Annotated in this window: 24 protein-coding genes; 16 read left to right on the top strand and 8 right to left on the bottom strand. The window is 65.4% G+C overall.

The window, feature by feature from the left end; genetic code table 11:
* Positions 1 to 22: 22 nt before the first annotated feature.
* From V7E00_RS06835 to V7E00_RS06825, 3 genes are read left to right on the top strand one after another with little or no spacing between them, the layout of a single operon-like run.
* The gene (locus tag V7E00_RS06835; RefSeq protein WP_333571892.1) at positions 23 to 1,963 is read left to right on the top strand and encodes a TadE/TadG family type IV pilus assembly protein; all 1,941 of its coding nucleotides are present in this window, start codon (positions 23 to 25) and stop codon (positions 1,961 to 1,963) included.
* The gene (locus tag V7E00_RS06830) at positions 1,960 to 2,532 is read left to right on the top strand and encodes a TadE/TadG family type IV pilus assembly protein (protein ID WP_333571891.1); all 573 of its coding nucleotides are present in this window, start codon (positions 1,960 to 1,962) and stop codon (positions 2,530 to 2,532) included. The genes V7E00_RS06835 and V7E00_RS06830 overlap by 4 nt, the downstream gene beginning before the upstream one ends.
* Positions 2,529 to 3,263 carry a TadE/TadG family type IV pilus assembly protein gene (locus tag V7E00_RS06825; RefSeq protein WP_333571890.1) on the top strand — a complete coding sequence of 245 codons (735 nt, stop codon included), beginning with the start codon at positions 2,529 to 2,531 and terminating at the stop codon, positions 3,261 to 3,263. Before V7E00_RS06830 ends, V7E00_RS06825 begins: the two co-directional genes overlap by 4 nt.
* A 60-nt stretch (positions 3,264 to 3,323) precedes the next feature.
* Here V7E00_RS06825 and V7E00_RS06820 read toward each other — a convergent pair whose 3' ends face one another.
* From V7E00_RS06820 to eno, 4 genes are all read right to left on the bottom strand, one after another.
* Positions 3,324 to 4,706 carry a pyruvate dehydrogenase complex E1 component subunit beta gene (locus tag V7E00_RS06820; RefSeq protein WP_333571889.1) on the bottom strand — a complete coding sequence of 461 codons (1,383 nt, stop codon included), beginning with the start codon at positions 4,704 to 4,706 and terminating at the stop codon, positions 3,324 to 3,326.
* A gap of 1 nt (position 4,707) precedes the next feature.
* Complete coding sequence (gene pdhA, locus V7E00_RS06815; RefSeq protein WP_019367919.1) at positions 4,708 to 5,757, bottom strand: pyruvate dehydrogenase (acetyl-transferring) E1 component subunit alpha; 1,050 nt, start codon at positions 5,755 to 5,757, stop codon at positions 4,708 to 4,710.
* A gap of 146 nt (positions 5,758 to 5,903) precedes the next feature.
* The gene (locus tag V7E00_RS06810; RefSeq protein WP_333571888.1) at positions 5,904 to 6,224 is read right to left on the bottom strand and encodes an FtsB family cell division protein; all 321 of its coding nucleotides are present in this window, start codon (positions 6,222 to 6,224) and stop codon (positions 5,904 to 5,906) included.
* 56 nt (positions 6,225 to 6,280) lie between these two features.
* Positions 6,281 to 7,561 carry a phosphopyruvate hydratase gene (gene eno, locus V7E00_RS06805; protein WP_333571887.1) on the bottom strand — a complete coding sequence of 427 codons (1,281 nt, stop codon included), beginning with the start codon at positions 7,559 to 7,561 and terminating at the stop codon, positions 6,281 to 6,283.
* Positions 7,562 to 7,675: 114 nt separating this feature from the next.
* Here eno and V7E00_RS06800 point away from each other — a divergent pair, with 114 nt between their 5' ends.
* The 5 genes from V7E00_RS06800 to V7E00_RS06780 all read left to right on the top strand — a co-directional run bounded on the left by V7E00_RS06800 (position 7,676) and on the right by V7E00_RS06780 (position 9,618).
* On the top strand, positions 7,676 to 8,311 hold the full coding sequence (locus V7E00_RS06800; protein ID WP_333571886.1) for a hypothetical protein: 636 nt from the start codon (positions 7,676 to 7,678) through the stop codon (positions 8,309 to 8,311).
* An 18-nt stretch (positions 8,312 to 8,329) separates the two neighbouring features.
* Positions 8,330 to 8,671, top strand: coding sequence for a phage holin family protein (locus V7E00_RS06795; protein ID WP_333571885.1), 342 nt, complete (start codon positions 8,330 to 8,332; stop codon positions 8,669 to 8,671).
* A complete protein-coding gene (locus V7E00_RS06790; protein ID WP_333571884.1) occupies positions 8,668 to 9,000 on the top strand; it encodes a DUF3618 domain-containing protein in 333 nt (110 codons plus the stop codon). Before V7E00_RS06795 ends, V7E00_RS06790 begins: the two co-directional genes overlap by 4 nt.
* Positions 9,001 to 9,004: 4 nt before the next feature.
* Positions 9,005 to 9,310 carry a hypothetical protein gene (locus V7E00_RS06785; RefSeq protein ID WP_333571883.1) on the top strand — a complete coding sequence of 102 codons (306 nt, stop codon included), beginning with the start codon at positions 9,005 to 9,007 and terminating at the stop codon, positions 9,308 to 9,310.
* Positions 9,311 to 9,387: 77 nt separating this feature from the next.
* A complete protein-coding gene (locus V7E00_RS06780) occupies positions 9,388 to 9,618 on the top strand; it encodes a DUF4170 domain-containing protein (protein ID WP_294329959.1) in 231 nt (76 codons plus the stop codon).
* Between the two features lie 189 nt (positions 9,619 to 9,807).
* Here the strand turns inward: V7E00_RS06780 and V7E00_RS06775 are convergent, their stop codons facing one another.
* A complete protein-coding gene (locus tag V7E00_RS06775) occupies positions 9,808 to 10,173 on the bottom strand; it encodes a hypothetical protein (RefSeq protein ID WP_333571882.1) in 366 nt (121 codons plus the stop codon).
* Between the two features lie 83 nt (positions 10,174 to 10,256).
* Positions 10,257 to 11,858, bottom strand: a complete 1,602-nt coding sequence (locus V7E00_RS06770) for a phosphoenolpyruvate carboxykinase (protein ID WP_333571881.1) — start codon at positions 11,856 to 11,858, stop codon at positions 10,257 to 10,259.
* A gap of 207 nt (positions 11,859 to 12,065) precedes the next feature.
* On the opposite strand from V7E00_RS06770, the gene V7E00_RS06765 reads away from it, so the two are divergent.
* From V7E00_RS06765 to V7E00_RS06730, 8 genes are all read left to right on the top strand, one after another.
* Positions 12,066 to 12,776 (top strand): response regulator transcription factor, encoded by a 711-nt coding sequence (locus tag V7E00_RS06765; RefSeq protein ID WP_333571880.1) that lies wholly within the window; start codon positions 12,066 to 12,068, stop codon positions 12,774 to 12,776.
* Positions 12,745 to 14,319 (top strand): stimulus-sensing domain-containing protein, encoded by a 1,575-nt coding sequence (locus V7E00_RS06760; protein WP_443019150.1) that lies wholly within the window; start codon positions 12,745 to 12,747, stop codon positions 14,317 to 14,319. The genes V7E00_RS06765 and V7E00_RS06760 overlap by 32 nt, the downstream gene beginning before the upstream one ends.
* A gap of 50 nt (positions 14,320 to 14,369) precedes the next feature.
* Positions 14,370 to 15,302: an RNase adapter RapZ gene (gene rapZ, locus V7E00_RS06755; protein WP_333571878.1), complete on the top strand. Its 933-nt coding sequence runs from the start codon at positions 14,370 to 14,372 to the stop codon at positions 15,300 to 15,302.
* A 1-nt stretch (position 15,303) separates the two neighbouring features.
* Positions 15,304 to 15,708, top strand: coding sequence for a PTS sugar transporter subunit IIA (locus V7E00_RS06750; protein WP_010544989.1), 405 nt, complete (start codon positions 15,304 to 15,306; stop codon positions 15,706 to 15,708).
* Positions 15,705 to 15,977: an HPr family phosphocarrier protein gene (locus V7E00_RS06745; RefSeq protein ID WP_315381545.1), complete on the top strand. Its 273-nt coding sequence runs from the start codon at positions 15,705 to 15,707 to the stop codon at positions 15,975 to 15,977. The genes V7E00_RS06750 and V7E00_RS06745 overlap by 4 nt, the downstream gene beginning before the upstream one ends.
* A gap of 167 nt (positions 15,978 to 16,144) precedes the next feature.
* Entirely contained in the window at positions 16,145 to 16,948 is an 804-nt protein-coding gene (locus V7E00_RS06740) for a TrmH family RNA methyltransferase (RefSeq protein WP_333571877.1), read from the top strand.
* A 352-nt stretch (positions 16,949 to 17,300) separates the two neighbouring features.
* Positions 17,301 to 17,582, top strand: a complete 282-nt coding sequence (locus V7E00_RS20080) for an META domain-containing protein (RefSeq protein ID WP_443019149.1) — start codon at positions 17,301 to 17,303, stop codon at positions 17,580 to 17,582.
* A gap of 63 nt (positions 17,583 to 17,645) precedes the next feature.
* Positions 17,646 to 19,313: an RNA-directed DNA polymerase gene (locus V7E00_RS06730; protein ID WP_333571875.1), complete on the top strand. Its 1,668-nt coding sequence runs from the start codon at positions 17,646 to 17,648 to the stop codon at positions 19,311 to 19,313.
* A 63-nt stretch (positions 19,314 to 19,376) separates the two neighbouring features.
* Here V7E00_RS06730 and V7E00_RS06725 read toward each other — a convergent pair whose 3' ends face one another.
* Both V7E00_RS06725 and def read right to left on the bottom strand, forming a co-directional pair.
* On the bottom strand, positions 19,377 to 20,780 hold the full coding sequence (locus V7E00_RS06725; protein WP_175487973.1) for a DNA recombination protein RmuC: 1,404 nt from the start codon (positions 20,778 to 20,780) through the stop codon (positions 19,377 to 19,379).
* Between the two features lie 410 nt (positions 20,781 to 21,190).
* On the bottom strand, positions 21,191 to 21,715 hold the full coding sequence (gene def / locus V7E00_RS06720; protein ID WP_333571874.1) for a peptide deformylase: 525 nt from the start codon (positions 21,713 to 21,715) through the stop codon (positions 21,191 to 21,193).
* Positions 21,716 to 21,723: the final 8 nt, after the last annotated feature.

Below are 21,723 nucleotides of genomic sequence, written 5' to 3'. Positions count from 1 at the left end.
CAGGGAGTTTCGATCGGTCGCGATGCGCAGAACGGTTCTCGAGCGGTTTCGGCGTTGCTGCCTCCGGCCGCGGGGCCGGGACGGTCTGCTTGCCCGGCTGCGCGGAAACCATGCGGGCAATGTGCTCGCGATGATGGCGATCGCCCTGATACCGCTGCTGTTCATCGCTGGGTCGGCCGTGGATACCGCCCGGCTGTATATGGTGAAGACGCGGCTGCAGCAGGCCTGCGACGCCGGCGCGCTGGCAGGACGACGCTTCATGGAATCCACCAGCGCAACCACGCTGGACAGCGCCGCCGTCACCCAAGCCAATGCCTTCTTCGCCAACAACTTCAAGGTCGGGCTGTTCGGCGCCAAGGCGGTGCGCTTCACGCCCGCCAAGACGAGCGAGAACCAGGTCGCCGCCACCGCTACCGCCACCGTGCCGATGACCCTCACCGGCATGATGGGCTTCGGTGACCAGGCGCTGACGGTAACCTGCGAGGCGCGCTACGACGTGGCGGACACGGACATCATGTTCGTGCTGGACACGACGGGCTCGATGGCATGCCTGACGTCCGACGGCACCGCCGGCTGCAGCCAGCCGGTGGTGAGCTACACCCGGCCTGTCATCGACGGCGCGCCCGGCTATGGCGGCACCATCGGCTATTATACCGAGGAACGATCGGGCTCGAAGATCTCGGGCCTGCGCCAGGCCGTGCTCAACTTCTACGATACGCTGGCGGCGGCGGTCGATCCCGCAACGCACCTCCGCTACGGCTTCGTCACCTATACCTCCACCGTCAACGCCGGTTATGCGATCGCGGCCCTGTCACCGGCGTATCTGGTCGACAGCTGGACCTACAACAGCCGTGTGCTGGTCGACGAGAACAACGGATCCGCGACGACCAGCGCCTACACCAACACCAGCCAGGCGACCTGCTACAGCTGGGCCGGGCGCAATCCGTCGGCCGGCTATACCGCTGCGGGCACGGCAACCTGGACCACCATCAATAGCTGGTCCCCCGCCAGCGGCGGCACCTGCACCGCCACGGTCCAGCCGCTGAAGCGCACCTGGAGCTACCAGAAGGTCCAGTTCGACACGCGGCAGTACAAGCTGGGCGCTGCCGTCCCCGATCTCACCAAGATCGACGGCTCGACCTCCCGCTGGCAGGGCTGCATCGAGGAACGCGACACGACGCAGAGCAGCAGCTTCGACTATTCGAACCTGCCGCCCGATCTGAACCCCGATCTCGTCCCCACAAGTGACGGCACGCGGTGGCGCCCGATGTGGCCGGATGTCGTCTATTATCGCGGCAACACCAGCTCCTCCACCTATTGGGGCACGAGCACCAACCCGGCAGGCGACAGCACCAGCACAAGCCAGCTGGGGCAATATACCGCGCTGAATATGCCCCAGAACATTTCGGCGGGGTATGTCTCGTGCGGCAAGCCCGTGCAGCGCCTGCGGGTGATGACGCGGTCGGACGTCAGCGCCTATGTCAACGCGCCGGACTTTGTGCCGCAGGGCGGCACCTATCACGACGCGGGCATGATCTGGGGCACCCGCCTCCTCTCGCCCACGGGCCTGTTCGCCGGGGACACCGCGGCCTGGCCCGGGCGCAACCCGCCGAAACGCTACATCGTGTTCATGACCGATGGCGACATGTCGCCGAGCAAGTGCCTGTACGGCATGTACGGCATCGAGAATTACGACAAGCGCGTGACCAATCTCGCCTATACCAGCAATTGCCGCGCGACGACCCAACTCGACAACCACAATGCCCGGTTCCTCGCCGCCTGCGCCTCGGCCAAGGCCCGCAACATCTCGATCTTCGTGGTCGGCTTCGGCCAGACGCTGACAACCCAGCTGACCCAGTGCGCCTCGCCGGGCCAGGCCTTCTATGCGGCCGACAACGCGGCCCTCAACACAGCCTTCCAGACGATCGCCAAGCGCGTGGCAATGCTGCGCCTGAGCCGATGATGCGCCGGCTGTTCCCCGACGAGCGCGGCGCGACGCTGGTCGAATTCGCGATCCTGCTGCCGGTGCTGCTGGCGCTGCTGATGGGGCTGATGGACCTTTGCTACCAGGCCTATGTCCAGGCGGTGCTGGAAGGTGCCGTGCAGAAGGCGGCGCGCGATTCTACCATCGAGGCTGCCGACATCAGCACGATCGACACGCGGGTCGTCACCGCCGTGCGCCGCGTGGCAGGCAAGGCCAGCGTCACGCCGAACCGCCTCTTCTATGCCAGCTTCGCGCTGATCAAGCCCGAGGATTTCGCGGACAGCAACGGCAACGGGATACACGATCCCGGCGAATGCTTCACCGATGTGAACGGGAATGGCCAGTGGGACATGGATCCTGGCCGTGCCGGACAAGGTGGGGCGAGCGACGTGACCGTCTACAGGGTGACGGTCCACTATACCCGGCTGTTCCCGCTCGCGCGGCTGATCGGCTGGAGCAACCAGGTGGTGCTCAGCGCATCGACGCGCTTCAAGAACCAGCCTTACGGTACCCAATCAATTCCGACGCCGCAGCTGCTCTGCAAATGACCGCGCGCGCCCTGCTCCCCCGCCTCGCCGCGGCGCGTTCCGGCGCCGCGCTGCTCGAGTTTGCGCTCGGCTTGCCGCTGGTGCTGACCGCCGGCCTCTGGGCCGCCGAGCTGACCAACTTCGCCGTCACCAACCAGCGCCTCAGCCAGATTGCGCTGGCACTCGCGGACAATGCAAGCCGCGTCGGCCTGTTCAACGGCACCGGCACGACCATATTGCGCGAGGTGGACATCAACGATGTGCTGCTCGCCGCCAAGCAGCAGGGCGCGGCGTTCAACCTCACCGCGAACGGCAGGATCACGCTGTCGAGCCTGGAGAATAGCGGGGGCACCCAGCGCATCCACTGGCAGCGCTGCATCGGTGTGCAGAGCGGTGCGACCTACGACTCGCACTATGGCAAGACCGTGCAGACGGACGGCGTGACTTACGATCCAACCGCGGGCGTGAACACCGCAGCCTCTGGAGACAACAGCGCCCAGCATCCGGGAACGCTCGCCCCCAACGGCATGGGCGAGAACGGCGCCCAAGTGAATGCACCGACGAATTCGGGGGTGATGTTCGTCGAGATCAACTATCTCTACACGCCGCTGATTGGAAAGGGCTGGTTCACCAGCGCGAAGACGATACGCTACGTTGCCTCGTTCGTGGTCCGCGACAATCGCGATTACGGCCAGGTCTACAACCCCTCGCCCACGTCCAACCGCGCCACCTGCGACCTTTATTCCGGCTAACGAAAAAGGCCCGCCCGACACTGGGTCGGGCGGGCCTACTTTCCGTCGGCAAGCCGAAGATCAGCGATAGGTGACCTTCTTCACCGTCGCGACCACCTTGTCGGCGGTCACCAGGGCGAGCTTTTCCAGGTTCGCGGCGTACGGCAGCGGCACGTCCTCGTTGGTCACGCGCAGCACCGGCGCGTCGAGGTCGTCAAAGCCCTCTTCCATCACGAACGCGGCGACTTCCGACGCGATCGAGCAGGTGGGCCAGCCTTCCTCGACCACCACGATGCGGTTGGTCTTCTTCAGGCTTTCCAGCACGGTCTGCTTGTCGAGCGGGCGCAGCGTGCGCAGGTCGATCACCTCGGCATCGATGCCTTCCGCCGCCAGCTTCTCGGCGGCTTCGAGCGAAACGCCCACGCCGATCGAGTAGCTCACCAGGGTCACGTCCTTGCCCTCACGCATGATGCGCGCCTTGCCGATCGGCAGGACATAGTCGTCGAGCTTCGGCACGTCGAAGCTGCGGCCGTACATCAGCTCGTTCTCGAGGAACACGACCGGATCCTGGCTGCGGATCGCCGCCTTGAGCAGGCCCTTGGCATCGGCCGCGTCATAGGGCGCGATCACGATCAGGCCGGGGACGCTGGCGTACCACGGGCCATAGTTCTGGCTGTGCTGCGCGCCGACGCGGCTGGCCGCGCCGTTCGGACCACGGAACACGATCGGGCAGCGCATCTGGCCGCCGGACATGTAGTTGGTCTTGGCCGCCGAGTTGATGATGTGGTCGATCGCCTGCATGGCGAAGTTGAACGTCATGAACTCGATGATCGGCTTCAGGCCGCCCATCGCCGCGCCGGTGCCGACGCCGGCAAAGCCATATTCGGTGATCGGGGTGTCGATGACGCGCTTCGGGCCGAATTCGTCGAGCAGGCCCTGGGTCACCTTGTAGGCGCCCTGATACTCGGCGACTTCCTCGCCCATCACGAAGATGCGCGGATCGGCGCGCATTTCCTCGGCCATTGCGTCGCGCAGCGCTTCGCGGACCGTGGTCTTCACCATCTCGGTGCCGGCCGGCACGGCGGGATCGGCGGGACGGGTCTTCTCGACGGCGGCGGTCAGCTGGGCAGTGCCGGTTTCCGGTGCCTTGGCGGGCGCCGGGGTGGGCTCGGTCTGCTGGCTGGCCGGGGTCGGCGCGGCGGCGGCGGTCGAGGCATCCTCGCCCTCGCCCGCGATCATCGCGATCACGGTGCCGACCTTCACGTTATCCGTGCCCTCGGCGACCAGGATCTTCGCGATCGTGCCTTCGTCGACGGCTTCGAATTCCATCGTCGCCTTGTCGGTCTCGATCTCGGCGAGGATGTCGCCGGACTTCACGACGTCGCCTTCCTTGACGAGCCACTTGGCGAGCGTGCCCTCTTCCATGGTCGGCGAGAGCGCCGGCATCTTGAGTTCGATCGCCATCTCAGTAGGTCTCCACCAGCACGTCGGTATAGAGTTCGGCCGGATCGGGCTCCGGCGTCTGTTCGGCGAAGTCCGCCGATTCGTTCACGATCTTGCGGATCTCGGCCTCGAGCGGCTTGAGCTGCTCTTCGGTCACGCCCATCGTCTCGAGCTCGCGCTTCACCGCCTCGATCGGGTCCGACTTGTCGCGAACCGACTGGACTTCCTCGCGGCTGCGATACTTGGCCGGATCGGACATCGAGTGGCCGCGATAGCGATAGGTCTTCATCTCGAGGATGATCGGGCCCTTGCCGGCGCGCACCCAGGCGAGCGCTTCCTCAGCGGCACCGCGGCAGGCGAGCACGTCCATGCCGTCCACCTGGATGCCGGGGATGCGGAAGCTCTCGCCGCGCTTGTACAGCTGGTCTTCCGCCGAGGAGCGGTTGACGCTGGTGCCCATGGCATACTGGTTGTTCTCGATCACGTAGATGATCGGGAGCTTCCACAGCTCGGCCATGTTGAACGATTCGTACACCTGGCCCTGGTTTGCGGCGCCGTCGCCGAAATAGGCCATGGCGACGCCGCCATCCTCGTTATACTTGTGGGCGAACGCCAGACCCGTGCCGAGCGAGACCTGGGCGCCGACGATGCCGTGGCCGCCGTAGAACTTCTTCTCGGTCGAGAACATGTGCATCGAGCCGCCCTTGCCGCGCGAGATACCCGCGCCGCGGCCGGTCAGCTCGGCCATGATCACCTTGGGGTCGATACCGTAAGCGAGCATGTGGCCATGGTCGCGATAGCCGGTGATCACCGAGTCCTTCTCGCCGTCCAGCGCCGACTGCAGGCCGACTGCCACGGCTTCCTGGCCGATGTACAGGTGGCAGAAGCCGCCGATGAAGCCGAGGCCGTAGAGCTGGCCCGCCTTCTCTTCGAAGCGGCGGATAAGCAGCATCTGGCGATAGAATTCGAGCAGCTGTTCCTTCGAGGCCTTGAACCGTTCCGGTTCGCTGGGCCGCTCGCGATTCGGTACGGCGGGTGGGGTCGGTGCGTTGCGTGCCGGTGCTTTGGCCACGATCAGATATTCCTCATCCGGGGAGGGGAAAGGCGGGTGCCTATACGCGCGTTCTTGCAAAGCTTGCAACCAACGCGCGGGTTCGGCCCACGTTCATCCGCCCTAAGGCGCTCCGCCGTGGCTGGCAACAGGTGCCGCTACGGCGATCACTTCTTGTCGAGCGGGATGATCACTTCGTCGGGGCGGACGACGTTGAGCTGCTTGCGGGCAAGCTCGTCGACCATGTCGGGATCGGCGCCATGCTTCGGATCGAGCAGATCGACTCGATTCTTCAGCTCGGCACGCTTCTTGTCGAGCAGCGCATATTCGCGCTGCTTGGCGGCAAGCTCGTGCTGCACTTCCTTGGCGGCGACGATCCCGTTGGGCCCCAGAACCGCGTTATAGGCAAAGAAGCCGATGGCGATCAGCGCCGCGGCGGGAAGCCCCGCGCGGCGCAGCAGCGTGGACATGGGCGAAGCGCGCTTCATGCCCGTGTTTTTCGCTGATCGATCGGCTCTTAGCAAGATTGCGGTTCCTACCTAGGTCAGGCGCGGCGCAGCACCGAACGGCCGGCATAGACCGCCGCGTCGCCCAGCTCTTCCTCGATGCGGATCAGCTGGTTGTACTTGGCGAGCCGGTCCGAGCGCGCGAGGCTGCCGGTCTTGATCTGGCCGCAGTTGGTGGCGACCGCGAGATCGGCGATCGTCGCGTCCTCGGTCTCGCCCGAACGGTGCGACATGACGGCGGTGTAGGACGAGCGCTGGGCGAGGCTGACGGCCTCGAGCGTCTCGGTCAGCGTGCCGATCTGGTTGACCTTCACCAGCAGCGAGTTGGCGGTGCCGCTCTGGATGCCGCGCAGCAGGCGCTCGGGGTTGGTGACGAACAGATCGTCCCCAACCAGCTGGACCTTGCCGCCGAGCAGGTCGGTCAGCGCCTTCCAGCCTTCCCAATCGTCCTCGGCCATGCCGTCCTCGATCGAGAAGATCGGATAATCGGCGGCGAGCTTGGCCAGGAACTCGGCATTCTCGGTCGAGCTGAGGGTCTTGCCCTCGCCCACCATCTTGTAGGCGCCGTCCTTGAAATATTCGGTGGCGGCGCAGTCGAGCGCGAGCATCACGTCGTCGCCCGGCGTGTAGCCGGCCGCCTCGATGCTGCTCATGATGAAATCGAGCGCTTCGGTGGTCGACGCGATATTCGGCGCGAAGCCGCCCTCGTCGCCCACGCCGGTCGCCAGGCCCTTCTCGTGCAGCTTCTTCTTCAGCGTGTGGAAGATTTCCGAACCGCAACGCACCGCCTCGACGATGTTCTCGGCGCCGACCGGCATGATCATGAATTCCTGGAAGTCGATCGGGTTGTCAGCATGCTCGCCGCCGTTGATGATGTTCATCATCGGCACCGGCAGGACGTGCGCGTTGACGCCGCCGACATAGCGATAGAGCGGCAGGCCGCGGGCATCGGCCGCGGCCTTGGCGGCGGCGAGGCTGACGCCGAGGATGGCGTTGGCACCCAGGCGACCCTTGTTGGCGGTGCCGTCCAGCTCGATCATGGTGCGATCGAGATCCGCCTGGTCTTCGGCGTCGAGGCCGAGAACCGCCTCGGCAATCTCTCCGTTCACCGCATCGACGGCGCCCTCGACGCCCTTGCCGAGCCAGCGGGACTTGTCGCCGTCGCGCTTTTCCACCGCCTCATGGGCACCGGTGGAGGCGCCCGAAGGCACGGCAGCGCGGCCGAAGCTGCCATCGTCCAGCAGGACATCCACTTCCACCGTGGGGTTGCCACGGCTGTCGAGAATCTGGCGGGCGTGGACGTCGATGATTGCGGTCACGTCATGGTCTCCGTAACATATCTGGAATGAGGCGCGCGGTGCCTCTAGCGGTTCGCAAGGGAACTCGCAAACGGGGCCGTTGTTGTTTCGGCGCGACATGGAGGGTTTTTGATCATGGCAGACGAAACGGCCAACATTGCGGGCGATCCGCTCGCAGGGAACATGGGCGAAACCGGCGCGGCAAGCGGCGGTACCGAGGGCGGCAGCGGTGCGGAAGGCGCCAGCTTCACGCGCAACGCATCCGACACGATTCGCGAGGAAGCGTCGAAGTACGCCGATCAGGCCAAGGAGCACATCCTCGGCTTCGCCGGCACCGGCAAGGAACGCGCGACCAGCGCCCTCGACGAAGTGGCGGAGATGATGCGCACGGCGGCGGGCGACGTCGATGCGAAGCTTGGTGCGCAGTACGGCCAGTACGCCCGCACCGCAGCCGACGGCATCGCCGGCTTCGCGGACTCGCTGCGCGGCAAGGAAGTCGGCGAGCTGCTCGATGAAGCCACGGACTTCGTCAAGAAGAGCCCGGCGATCGCGGTAGGCACCGCCGCGGCGCTCGGCTTCGTGCTGGCGCGCGTGATCAAGTCGGGGATCGAGGCGGCCGGTACCGAAACCGAGACCAGCACCACCGATGCCGGGACGAGCGGCGCCACGGCAACCGGCGGCACCACTGCCGGCACGGCGGACGACATCAAGATCGAGCCTGTCGGGTTCGGCGATGGTCCGTCGGCGTCGCCCGGCACGACGCAGAGCTAAGGACGGGCAGAACAGGGCATGGACGCCCCCCGAACGGAAGACGCCGGCATCGGTGAGCTGATCGGCCAGCTCACCGAAGACGCCAAGGATTATGCCCGCGCCGAGGTCGACTATTTCAAGGCAGTCGCGCAAGCCAAGGTGGCCGAGGTCAAGGGCGCGGCGATTGCCGCCGTGCTTGCGCTCGCGCTCGCCCTGGCCGCAGCGATCGGGCTGATCGTCGGCGCGATCCTGACGCTGGCGACTCTGGTCGGCCCCGGCTGGGCGACGCTGATCGTCGTCGGCGTCAGCCTCGTCGTCGCCGGTCTGCTCGGCTGGGTGGCGGCGCGCGGCATCCGCAAGGCGATGGGAGCGCAAGCATGACTGTACCTCGCGACCCCGACGCCGCTCGCGCCCGCGCCCGCGCGGCCCGCGACAAGCTGATGGCGACGGTCGGCACGGTCCAGGAGCGGCTGAAGCCTCGCAACATCGCACACGAGGCGATGGAGAATGCCAAGCAGAGCGTCACGACCATTGCCCGCGAGGGCACCGAAGCGGTGCGCGAACGGCCGTGGCTCGCCGCTGCGGTGACGAGCGGGATCGGCCTCGTCCTCGCCCGCGGCTGGATCCTGGATATTTTCCGCAAGGGCAAACACGAAACCGCCGGACCGCCCAAGGGTTCGGATCATAAAGACAGCAATGCAGAAGGATGATGCCATGAGCACCGAAACCGAAAACGGATCGCGCCTCACCGAAAACCCCGGCCTGCTGCTCGCCGGCGGGATTGCGGTGGGCGTGGTGATCGGCATGCTGCTGCCGCGCTTCGAGCGGGAAAAGGCCGCGCTGGAGCCGCTGGGCCGCAAGCTGGCCGACGGCGCCGCCGCCGCAGTCCAGGCTGCCAAGGACAGCGGCCGCGAGCAGATCGAATCGCTGATCCCGAACAGCGATGCCACCAAGGAGCGCGTCTCGGCGCTGTTCGGCACGGTGATCGACGCTGCCAAGGACGCAACCTCGAAGCGTTGAGCCGCCTATAAGGGGGTTGAGTGCGATGCTGCAGTGCCGGTAAGGGCTGCAGCATCCCCCCACCCCCAGGAGGCGCAATGAGCAAGCTTCACCTGGTCTTCGGCGGCCGCGTTGCCGACCCGACGACCCTCGATTTCGTCGATCCGTCCAAGCTCGACGTGGTCGGCATCTTCCCCGATTATGCCAGCGCCGAAAAGGCATGGCGCGCTGCAGCACAGCGCACCGTCGACGACGCCGAGATGCGCTACGTGGTGGTGCACCTCCACCGCATGCTCGATCCCGACGTCGAGGCATCGGCCAAGGCCTGAGGCGGTTTGCCTCTCCATTTGGACGGCAATCGCGTACCGCTATGTACCACGTCATCCCCGCGAAGGCGGGGATCCATTGGCACCGGTGTCTCGGCTCTTGCTGCAACGCACAGGCGAATGGATCCCCGCCTTCGCGGGGATGACGGCGGTTTGAGGATATGGCGGCCCGGCCTTCCGGGCTGGGAGCGCTCACGGCACCGCTGCCAGGTCGGGCGCCACGAGGCCGCGACGCGCCTCCACCGAGAACAGTCGCTCCCTGCTGTAGAAGCGCAGCGGCCAGTCGCGTCGGCCCATCGGCGACGCCAGCAAGCCGTTCACCCGCTCGAGCAGATCCCCTTCCCCCGCCTCCGCCAAGAACAGCCGTACGCCCGCGACATAGGTGCGCGTGATCGTGTCGTGATAGCCGCCGTGATCGTCGTTGATGCCGCCCAGGCGCTCGTTGAAGCGGCGGATGAAGCCGCCGATCTCGGCATCCACATCGATGTCTGGCCGCTCGGTCAGCAAATAGACACACGCCGCGAGATGCGCCTCGTGCGTCCAGTCCTCGCGCGACAAGGTGCAGGCGAGCAGCCCCTCCCCGATCCGGACGATCGCCGCGGCGCTGGGGAAGCACCGCGGCGGAAGGTCGGCAGCATCACTCAGGCGAACGCCCGTGCTTTTGGCGCGGCGGCGCGCACGCCGGCTTCGACATGCGCCTCGAACTGCGCGAAATTTTCGACGAACTGGTCGACGAGCTTCTCCGCGGTCGCGTCATACTCGGCCTTGTCCGGCCAGGTCTCGCGCGGGTCGAGAATGGCCGAGTCGACACCCGGAACCGCCACCGGCACCTCGAAGCCGAAATAGGGATCGACCCGAAACTCGACTGCGTTCAGGCTGCCGTCGAGCGCGGCGTTGAGCAGCGCCCGCGTCGCCTTGATCGGCATGCGGTGGCCGACGCCATACTTGCCGCCGGTCCAGCCGGTATTGACCAGCCAGCAGGCGACATTCCCTTCCGCGATCCGCTTCTTGAGCAGATTGCCATAGACCGAGGGGTGCCGCGGCATGAACGGCGCCCCGAAGCAGGTGGAGAAGGTCGCCTCGGGCTCGGTGACGCCGATCTCGGTACCGGCCACGCGCGCGGTATAGCCCGAGAGGAAATGGTACATCGCCTGCTCGGGCGTCAGCCGCGCGATCGGCGGGAGCACGCCGTACGCATCGGCGGTGAGGAAGATCATGTTCTTCGGCACCGGCCCGAGATTGTCGGCCGAGGCATTGGGGATGAAGTCGATCGGGTACGACCCGCGGCTGTTCTCGGCGAGCGTCGCATCGTCGAGGTCGAGCGTGCGCGTCTCCGGATCCATCACCACATTTTCCAGCACCGTGCCGAAGCGTCTGGTGGTGGCAAAGATCTCCGGCTCGGCCTCGGGCGAAAGGCGGATCATCTTGGCGTAGCAGCCGCCCTCGAAGTTGAAGACCGCCGTGTCCGACCAGCCATGCTCGTCGTCGCCGATCAGCGTGCGGCTGGCATCGGCCGAAAGCGTCGTCTTGCCGGTGCCGGACAGGCCGAAGAAGATCGCCGTGTCGCCCTGGGGCCCGATATTGGCCGAGCAATGCATCGGCATGATGCCCTGTTCGGGCAGCAGATAGTTGAGCAGGCCGAACACGCTCTTCTTCATTTCGCCGGCATAGGCAGTGCCGCCGATCAGGATCAGCTTGTCCGTGAAGCTGACCGCAATCACCGTCTCGCCGCGCGTGCCGTGGCGCGCGGGATCGGCGCGGAAGCTCGGCAGATCGATGATCGTGTATTCGGGCACGAAGTCCGCCAGCGCCTCGGCGCCCGGCCGCACCAGCATCGTGCGGATGAACAGATTGTGCCAGGCGAGCTCGTTGATCACGCGCACCTGCACGCGGTGCTCGGGCTGCGAGCCGCCGTACAGGTCCTGCACGAACAGCTCGTCGCGTCGTCCCAGCTCGGTGAGGAAATCGGCCTTGAGCGCGGCGAAATGCTCGGGCGTCATCGCCTGGTTGGTCTTGCCCCACCAGACGCCGGTTTCGGTCTCGGCATCGCGGACGATGAACTTGTCCTTGGCGGACCGGCCCGTGTGTTTACCGGTAGCAACCACTAGCGGACCATCTGCCGCCAAGGCACCTTCGCCACGGCGGATCGCGTGCTCAACCAGCGGCGCGGTAATCAGGTTCCAATGAAGGGTCGCCGACGTGGCAATTCCCTGCTCGCCAAGACCATGGCGCGACTGTCGCATGCTCAAAACACCCTCCTCAAACACTGTCGCACTATTTATATGACAAAGCATATCATTGCCTCGCCGCGCAACTTTATTTCCAATCACTCCCTGACATGGGCGTGCGGAGGGGGTCAATGCGGGTAAGCGTTGTCGGTCGGTTGAGGCGGAAGAAACTTTGGTCTAACGGGTGGAGATGCTGATTTTGCGCCAGCCCCGGGTTGCCGGATGACCGCCACGATCGCGCTGGTCGACGATGACCGCAACATCCTCACCTCGGTATCGATTGCGCTTCAGACCGAGGGTTTCCTCACCCGGGTCTATTCGGACGGCGAAAGCGCATTGAAGGCGCTGATCGAGAACCCGCCCGAGCTGGCGGTGCTCGACATCAAGATGCCCAAGATGGACGGGCTGGAACTGCTCCGCCGCCTGCGCGAGAAGAGCCAGATCCCGGTGATCTTCCTCACCAGCAAGGACGACGAGCTGGACGAGGCGCTGGGCCTTGCGATGGGTGCCGACGACTATATCGCCAAGCCGTTCTCGCAGCGTCTGCTGATCGCCCGCATCCGCGCGATCCTGCGCCGGACCGAACCGGCCGCGCCGGCCGCTGAGGGTGCAGCCCCCGCCGAGCCGGCCGAAGCGCTGGAGCGCGGTCGCCTGAGCATGGATCCGGCGCGCCACAAGGTCACCTGGGGCGGCGTCAACGTCACGCTGACGGTCACCGAATTCCTGATCCTGGAGACGCTCGCCCAGCGCCCGGGCATCGTGAAAACGCGCAACCAGCTGATGGACGCCGCCTATCAGGACGACATCTATGTCGACGACCGCACGATCGACAGCCACATCAAGCGCGTCCGCCGCAAGTTCCGCCAGGTAGACCCGGAATTCGACGCGATCGAGACGCTCTATGGCGCCGGATATCGCTTCTCGGATGAATGACGAGCGCGACCTGGCGCTGCGATGGTCGGGCCGGGTCAGCCTCACGCCGCGGATCCTGGCGGTCAACATCTTCGCGCTGGCGCTGCTGTGCGGCGGCTTCTTCTATCTCGACAGCTATCGCAGCCGCATCGTCGACAGCCGCGTCGAGCAGACCAGCCGCGAGGTGCGGCTGATCGCCCAGGCGCTGGCATCGGCCACCGACAAGCGCCGCGACCTGCTGGTGCTCAGCCTCGCCCGCGACATGGGCACGCGCATCCGCCTCTATGACCCGCAGGGCAAGCTGCTCAGCGACAGCCGTGAGCTGGGCCTGCGCAACCTCGTGCTGCGCGACCCGGACAAGGATCCGGTGGGCCAGACCATCGCCCGGTTTCTCGATGCGGTGATCGACAAGGTCGCCGGTGCCGACCGCGCGCCGCTCTACCGCGAGCGGCCGCGCGACGCCGGCCTCGACTGGCCGGACGTGAAGACCGCGCTGGAAACCCATGCCGCCGCCGCTTCGGTATGGCGCGCGCCGGATCGCACCCCCGTAATTACCGCCGCGGCGCCAATCACCGGCCTCGGCGTCGTGATGACGGCGTTCAACGCCCGCGACATCACCCAGACGGTGCGGATCGAGCGCTACCGGCTGGGCGTGGTCCTGGCGATTGTCTCGCTGGTCTCGGTGCTGCTCTCGCTCTTCCTTGCGCGCACCATCGTCCGTCCGCTGCGACGACTCGCACTGGCGGCAATCCGGGTGCGCCTGGGCCGAGCGCGCGAGGTGGTGGTCCCCCGCCTGCCCGAGCGCCGTGACGAAATCGGCATGCTTGCCCGCGCGCTCTCCGACATGAGCGGTGCGCTCCGCGCCCGCATCGACGCGACGGAAACCTTTGCCGCCGACGTGACGCACGAGCTGAAGAACCCCCTCGCCTCGCTCCGCTCCGCCGTCGAGGGCCTGTCGAACGTCAAGGATCCCGCCCTGCGCGACCAACTGCTCGAGATCGTCCGCGACGATGTCCACCGGCTCGACCGGCTGATCACCGACATTTCCGAAGCCTCACGCATCGACGCGCAGCTCAGTCGCACCACCTTCGAGCCGTTCGACCTGGGCGACCTGATCGCCGCGCTGATCGGCCAGCGCGAGGCCCGCGGCGTGCCCGAGGAGATCCGCATCCGCTTCGATCGCCCGCGCGGCCAGTCGATGGAAGTGATGGGCGACCCGACCCGGCTCGAACGCGTGTTCGAGAACCTCATCGAAAACGCCCTGTCCTTCTCGCCCCCCGGCGGGCTGATCGCGATCTCCGCTGAGGAGGAGGACGACACCCTCGCCATCTGGGTGGAGGACGAAGGCCCGGGCGTACCTGAAGAGGCCCGCGAGGCGATCTTCCGCCGCTTCCATTCGGTCCGCCCCTCCAGCGAGGCGTTCGGCCAGCATTCGGGGCTCGGGCTTGCCATTGCCCGCACCATCGTCGAAGGCCATCAGGGAAGCATCCTCGTGGAATCGCGGGAGGATCGATCGCAGGGCGCACGCTTCGTGGTGCGGCTGCCATTGGCGGCCCGCGCATGATTTCGCCGGTCGACCCGTCCGCGCTCCCGACAGGCTATAACGAGAGCACCATGCAACGGCGTCGCCCCAAACATATCCTGCTCGTCACCGGCATGTCGGGTGCCGGCAAGTCGACCGTGCTCCGCACGCTCGAGGATCTCGGCTGGGAGGTGGTGGACAACCTGCCGCTCCGCCTGCTCAACCGCCTGCTCGATACCGCGCCCGGGGCCGACGGCGGCGCCGACGAGCGCCCGCTGGCCCTCGGCCTCGGCACCCAGACGCGCGGCTTCGACGCCGAGAGCATCGTCCAGCGCATCGAGAAGCTGCGCGAGGATCAGGGCCTTGACGTCGGCACGCTGTTCCTCGAATGCACCGGCGCCGAGCTGGTCCGTCGCTTCTCCGAGACCCGCCGCCGCCACCCGCTGGCGCAGGATCGCCCGGCCGAGGACGGCATCGCCCGCGAACGCGAGCTGCTCGGCCCCTTGCGCCAATGGGCCAACCGGCTGATCGACACCACCGACATGAAGGCGAACCAGCTGTCGCAGACGATCCGCCAGATCTTTTCGGCGGACGGCGGCAAGACCACCTTCAGCGTGACCTCGTTCGGCTTCTCGCGCGGGCTGCCGCGCGACGCCGATCTCGTCCTCGACATGCGCTTCCTGCGCAATCCGCACTGGGATCCGGTGCTTCGTCCCGGCACGGGACTCGATGCCGACGTCTCCGCCTATATCGCCGCCGACCCGGCCTATGATGCCGCCATGGCGCAGATCGAGTCGCTGCTGCTCCTCCTCCTCCCCCGCTACCAGGCGGAGGGGAAGGCCTATGTGACGATCGCGTTCGGCTGCACCGGCGGGCGGCATCGCTCGGTCCATGTCGCGGAACGGATGGCCCGCCGGTTGCGCGAAGAAGGATTTTCGCCCACGGTGACGCACAGAGATTTGCAGACCGCGCCACAGGACTCCCTGGAGGGGGCGCCGGTGTCCATGGCTAGGGGCGGAGAATAGAATGATCGGGTTGGTGCTCGTGACGCACGGACGACTCGCCGAGGAGTTCGTCGTCGCGATGGAACATGTGGTGGGAAAACAGGAGCAGGTCGCCGCGATCTGCATCGGCCCCGAGGATGACATGGAGGGCCGCCGCGCCGACATCGCCGCCGCCATCGGCGCGGTCGATTCGGGCGAAGGCGTGATCGTGCTGAGCGACCTGTTCGGCGGCACCCCCTCCAATCTCGCCATCTCGCTGATGAAAGCGGGCAAGGTCGAGGTGATCGCCGGCATCAGCCTGCCGATGCTGATCCGCCTCGGCAGCGCCCGCAAGACCATGTCCGTCACCGACGCGGTGCTCGCCGCGCGCGACGCCGGCCGCAAATATGTGACGGTCGCGTCGGAAATGCTGGGGCCGCCGCAATGAGCCGGGTGTCGCGCGAGGTCCTCATCGAGAACCAGCGTGGCCTCCACGCCCGCGCCAGCATGGCCTTCGTCACGCTCGCCAGCACCCAGCCCTGCGAGCTGACCGTCGAGAAGGACGGCAACAGCGCCGCCGGCACCTCGATCCTCGACCTGATGATGCTCGGCGCCGCCAAGGGCGACACGATCACGATCTGGGCCGAAGGCGATGGCGCGGAGGGCGCGGTGCAGGCGCTGGTCGAGCTGGTCGAAGCGCGGTTCAACGAGGAATAGGACTAACCTAAGCCCCTCCCCTTCAGGGGAGGGGTTGGGGTGGGGCGGTGTCTCACCGAGACCAACAGACGTTCTGGAATCCCTCCACCCCAACCCCTCCTCCAAGGAGGAGGGGCTAAGAAGGCCCCCAACTAGCCCCCGCCCCCATCCCGCCCTATAGCGGCCCGATGCCACGCGAAATCACCGCTTATTCCAACCCCCTCATCAAGCGCATCCGCAACCTGCGCGACAAGCGCCACCGCCGCGAAGAGGGGCTGTTCCTCGCCGAGGGCCTGCGCATCCTCACCGAGGCGCGCGAGGCCGGCCGGATCCCCGACTATCTCTTCTACACTGCCGAGAGCGCCCGCCACCCGCTGGTCACCGCGCTCGTCACCGCCACCGAGGCGCAGGGCGGCGAGGCGATCGAGACCAATGCCGACATCCTCTCGAAGCTCTCCGGCAAGGACAATCCGGGCGCGGTCGTCGGCGTCTACCCGGAGTTCGCGCTGGACCTCGCCGCGATCGACCGCAGCACCGCGCCGCTCTGGCTGGTCGCCGAGCGCCTGCGCGATCCCGGCAATCTCGGCACCATCCTGCGCACCGGCGACGCGGTGGGCGCCGGCGGGCTGATCCTGCTCGACGACTGCGTCGATCCCTTCTCGGTCGAGGCGGTGCGCGCGAGCATGGGCGCGCTGTTCACCGTCCCCGTCGCCCGCGCCCGCTGGGAGGAGTTCGAGCCCTGGCTGCGCGCCGGCCCCGGCCAACTCGTCGGCCTCAGCCTCGATACCGACCACGATTATCAGGCCCCCCGCTACGCCGCGCCCACCTTCCTGCTCACCGGCAACGAGGCGCAAGGCATGCCGCCGCATATGGAAGCCGCCTGCGATCTTCTGGTAAAGATCCCCATGCTCGGCAAGGCAGACAGCCTCAATGCGGCAGTGGCAACGGCGGTGATGGCCTATGAAGTACGCAACCAGTTCCGGCGGGGGTGATTTGAAGGCGTCGGCACCACTGCGCCCGTGTCCCCCTCACCCTTCCGCGCCTTCGGCGCTCCCTCCCTCTCCCACAAGGGGAGAGGGAGCCGGACGCGACTTCTCCCTCTCCCCTTGTGGGAGAGGGAAGGGGCCCGCTGCCGGAGGCAGTGGGAAGGGTGAGGGGGACAAGGGCTGGAACTGCGCCACCGCCCTCCTCGCCCTCACCCTCGTCACCCCCCACCCCGCCCTCGCCCAACAGACCGAACCCCCACCCCGCGAAGCCCCGCGCCCCGAAACCCCGCGCTTCGACGCCGAGGAGCAGCTCCTCCTCGGCGAGTGGCGGATCACCGGCGTCGCCGGCCACCCGACGGTGCCCGGCAGCCACGCGCGGCTGAAGCTGGAGGGGCTGCGGATCAGCGGCTATACCGGCTGCAACGCGCTGGGCGGCAATTACCGGGTGGAGCGCGGCTATCTCACCACCGGCGGCGTGATCACCACCCGCCGTGCCTGCTCGCCGGCGCTGATGCGGCAGGAAGCGGCGCTGCTGGCGCTGCTCGACCAGCGCCTGGCGGTCCAGCAAAGCCATCGCGGCCGGCTGCTGCTGACCGGGCGCGAGGGGAAGACGCTGGTGCTGGTGCGGGCGGTGGGTTGAGCTTTTCAGTAAAATGGTGTCAGTCCGATAGTAGCCTACGAAACCGCACCATTCGAGGAAACCGTGTCCAACAATTCCTCTTCCAAAAAGACTGAACAGTCATTTGGTCTTGATCAGAATGCCACCAACGCACTTGATTGGGAGAGGGCGCTGGCGCGGGTCATACACGATCTCCGGTCAGACTTCATCTGGGCACCACATATTCGCTTTATATACACTCAGACTGGTGCTGAGCTTATTCAGATCGTCAAAGGAGAGCTAAATGCTGGGACATTTCATCCCGGCATTCCCATGACAATCGAAGTTCCAAAACCATTCAGAATAAAGGTCGGGGGGCCTTTATCTAAAAGACTCGGCCCAAGCTTCACTCGTCCAGGGAGTATCCTGCTCCCCAAAGACCGACTTCTATACCAGATTTTCGCTGACGAAGCTGCGCCACTGGTGGAAGAACATACTGACAGAGATCGCTCTTTTAGCCATAGGCTTAGCGATTCAGACGATGATGCAATGTTTGTATCGTCCAGGAAATCCTGGAGCGACATGCAAAATGCAATCAAAGAACATCTCCAAGATTCTTCGGCGAAGTACATTCTCAGAGTAGATGTAGCTGACTACTTTGGATCCATAAATCAGCACATACTGATAAACACTCTAAAAGAGTACGGATTGGATGGCGCCCTCTGCGATAAACTTGAACGCCTTCTTCTAAGCTATACTGGACAAAGAAGTTCAAGAGGAATTTTACAGGGAATTTACCCCTCCGATCTCCTTGGCGCGTTTTATATGTCTGGAGTAGACACCTTTTTCGACGATCGAGGAATTCCGTCAGCAAGATACGTCGACGACATCTACGCATTCGTGAGCAGTGTCGATGCAGCAGATAATGTGCTGAGGACGTTGATTCCATTTCTTCGATCATACGACCTGACCCTGAACGAAGCGAAATCCACCGTGATGCCTAAATCAGCATTGTTCGCAGAAGAACCAGATTTGGAAGAGCTTTTTTCAAACGCGGTCTCTGAGATATCTGGTCAGATCGACGACGAAGACTCGGACGTGGATTATGGATTTCAGAAGGATTGGAACGACGACGAGGACGAAGAAGAAGGCGAGGACGATGATTCCGATGGAGGCGGCGATTTCCACGACCTTGAATTAGAGGCAACAAAGGCCCTATTTGACTCTATCGACGACTTCCCTAGTCATGAAGAAGCAATTGAGCGCTTTTGCCTACCTTTGTTCACAAAGGCAGAAAGCGACTACGCCTTGGGGTATGTGTTGGACCAACTATCGCGCCGTCCATCAATGACGCAAATATATGCGGCCTACCTCGGGAAGTTTGTCGCCGGTAATCAGAATGTAAGAGACACACTTGCTAAAGCTCTCGACGAAGCCTCCTATTATGACTGGCAAAAAATGTGGATTACAGCTGCACTTATGCAGGCTGGGACGGCCAGCAAAGCAGCCATAAAAAGCTGCGCAGCACTTCTTAACGATGCCAACCGACACGATGGACTTCGAGCGGTAGCCGCTATGTTCATAGGAAGATATGGCGACTATGACCGACGCAAAGCCCTATTCCAAACATATCAAAATGTATCGGACTACGTTAAGCTAGCTATATATTTTTCTTCTCGACGTTGGCCAGGCGTCGAGCGGAAAAATGCAAGAGACAGCTGGGGTGGGCACAGCCAGCTTCATAAGCTTATGTCTAAGGGATTGGCTAAATGAAGTGGACCTTTTCCGAAGCCTTGCTTGCTGAGCAATGAACATTCGGTAGGGGCACATGCCCCCTTACTCCGCCGCAGCCGCTTCCTCCACCTCGCCCCCATCCGGCGCCGGCAGTTCCGCCGTCGGCGCCCGCGCGATCACGTCCACCGTGTCGATCGCGTCCAGCGCGCTGTTGCCGGTATCCACATTGAGCGCCTGGAAGCGCCGCGCGGAGACCATCACCCGGCCTTCGAAGCTCGCGACGAACTTGTTGTAATTCTCCACCGCGCTGTTCAGCCCGCCGCCGACGCGCTTGAGGTGGCCCGCCGCCGTCGCCAGCCGCTCGTACAGTTCCTTGCCCAGCTTGCCGACTTCGCGGGCATCCTCGGTCAGCTTCTGCTGGCGCCACATTGAGGCGACGGTGCGGGCGAGCGGCAGGAAGGCCGAGGGTCCGGCGATGATCACCCGGTTGCGCGCCGCGCGCTCCCACAGCTCCATGTCCACTTCCAGCGCGCTCGACAGGAAATTGTCGCCGGGGATGTACATGATCACGAAATCGGGCGCCTTTTCGAACTGCGCCCAATAGGCCTTGCGCGACAGCGCGTCGGCATGGGTGCTCATCGCCTTGGCATGTGCCTTGAGCGCGGCGGTGCGTTCCTCGGCGCTGGTCGCCTCGGCCGCCTGGAGATAGCCGTCGAGCACGCACTTCACGTCGACGATCAGCTGCTGGTCGCCCGGCAGGCGGATGATGAAGTCCGGCCGCAGCATGCCGTCCTCGGTGGTGACCGAGACTTCGGCGGCGAAATCGACATGGCCGGAAAGCCCGGCGATCTCGATCAGGTTGCGGAACTGCTGCTCACCCCAGCGGCCGCGCGTCTTGGGTGCGGCGCGCAGGGCATTGACCAGCTTGGAGGTTTCCGCGCGCGTCTCGCCCAGCCCGGCCTGCACGGCGCTGATCGCCTCGCGCAGCTGGCCATAGCTGTCGTTGCGGTCCTTCTCGACACGGTGCAGCCCCTCCTCATAGCGCTTGAGCGTGGTGTCGATGGGCTGGAGCAGCGTGCGCAGCCGCTCCTCGTTCTTCTCGCCCGCCTGGTGGAAGCGCGCCTCGGCGCGTTCGAGGAAGGCGCGCTGCGTCTCGTCGAGCATCTTGGCGGCGGATTCGCGGAACTGGCCGGCCATCATCTCGCGCGCGTTGACGAATTCGGTCAGCCGCTCCTCGAAGGCGCCGGCCTTGGCCTTGAGCTCGGCCAGCTCGATACGGGCGGCGTCGCGCTCGTTGCGGAGCATCGCGGCTTCCTCGCGCAGGCGGGGGAGCTGGGCGACGCGTTCCTCGGCCATGGCGAGATCGGTGATGGCAGCCTTGAAATCGGCCTCGCGCCGGGCGCTCTCCGCCCGCGCCTCGCTCGTCCCGCGCGCGCCGATCAGCCAGCCGACCACCACGCCCACGACCAGGGCAACCATCACAAAGGCAACGACGAACGGATCCAACACCAAATCTCCCGGGAACAGGACGCGAACTTACCCGTGCGGGGACAGGGCCGCAAGGGTGGCGGCGGTCGGTTGGGCGCGGGATTCTCGTTTCGCGCAGAGGCGCGGAGAGCGCAGGGGAGAAGAGAAGAAGATTGTTTCACGCGAAGGCGCGAAGGCGCGAAGGCTTTGGATCGCAGGCGGCGTGAGCCGCTCTTCCAACGGCGGTCAGCGCTGAACGCGGGCAAGGGAGAGCCGCTGCGCGGCGGCAAGACCAATCTCCGCGCCTTCGCGCCTCCGCGTGAACACGATCGTTCCTTTGGTCCCGCCGACGCGAGAAGCGAGGGCGGCGCCCTGCGCTCTCTGCGCCTCTGCGCGAAAGACCTCGCGTCTTCGCGCCTTCGCGTGAAATCAGAAAAGCCCGAAAGCCTTCAGGCCGCCTTGCGGGCCTTGTTCAGCTTCTTCAGCAGCATGTCGCGCTTGAGCCGCGAGAGATGGTCGAGGAACACGATGCCCTCCAGATGGTCCATCTCGTGCTGGATGCAGGTAGCGAGCAGGCCCTCGAAGAGCTCGTCATGCGCCTCGCCCTTCTCATCCAGCCAGGTCACGCGGCAGCGCGCGGGGCGCTCGACATCGGCGAACTGGTCGGGGACGGACAGGCAGCCCTCGGTATAGACCGAATACTCTTCCGCGGGCTCGTGGATCTCGGGATTGATGAAGACGCGCGGGTGCCGGATCGGCTTGCCCTCCTCATCCTCTTCCTCCTGCAGGTCCATGACGATCAGGCGCTTGGGCACGCCCACCTGGATGGCGGCGAGGCCGATGCCCGGCGCATCGTACATGGTGTCGAACATGTCGCCGATCAGCGTGCGAACGTCGTCATCGACCGCCTCGACAGGGGTGGAGACGAGACGCAGACGCGGATCGGGTACTTCGACGATAGGGAGGATGGCCATCGCCTAAA

The organism is Sphingomonas sp. (genome assembly GCF_036731925.1).
GTDB lineage: Bacteria > Pseudomonadota > Alphaproteobacteria > Sphingomonadales > Sphingomonadaceae > Sphingomonas.
Note: the sequence above shows the minus strand (reverse complement) of the source record. Positions and strands in the feature narration are given on the sequence as shown.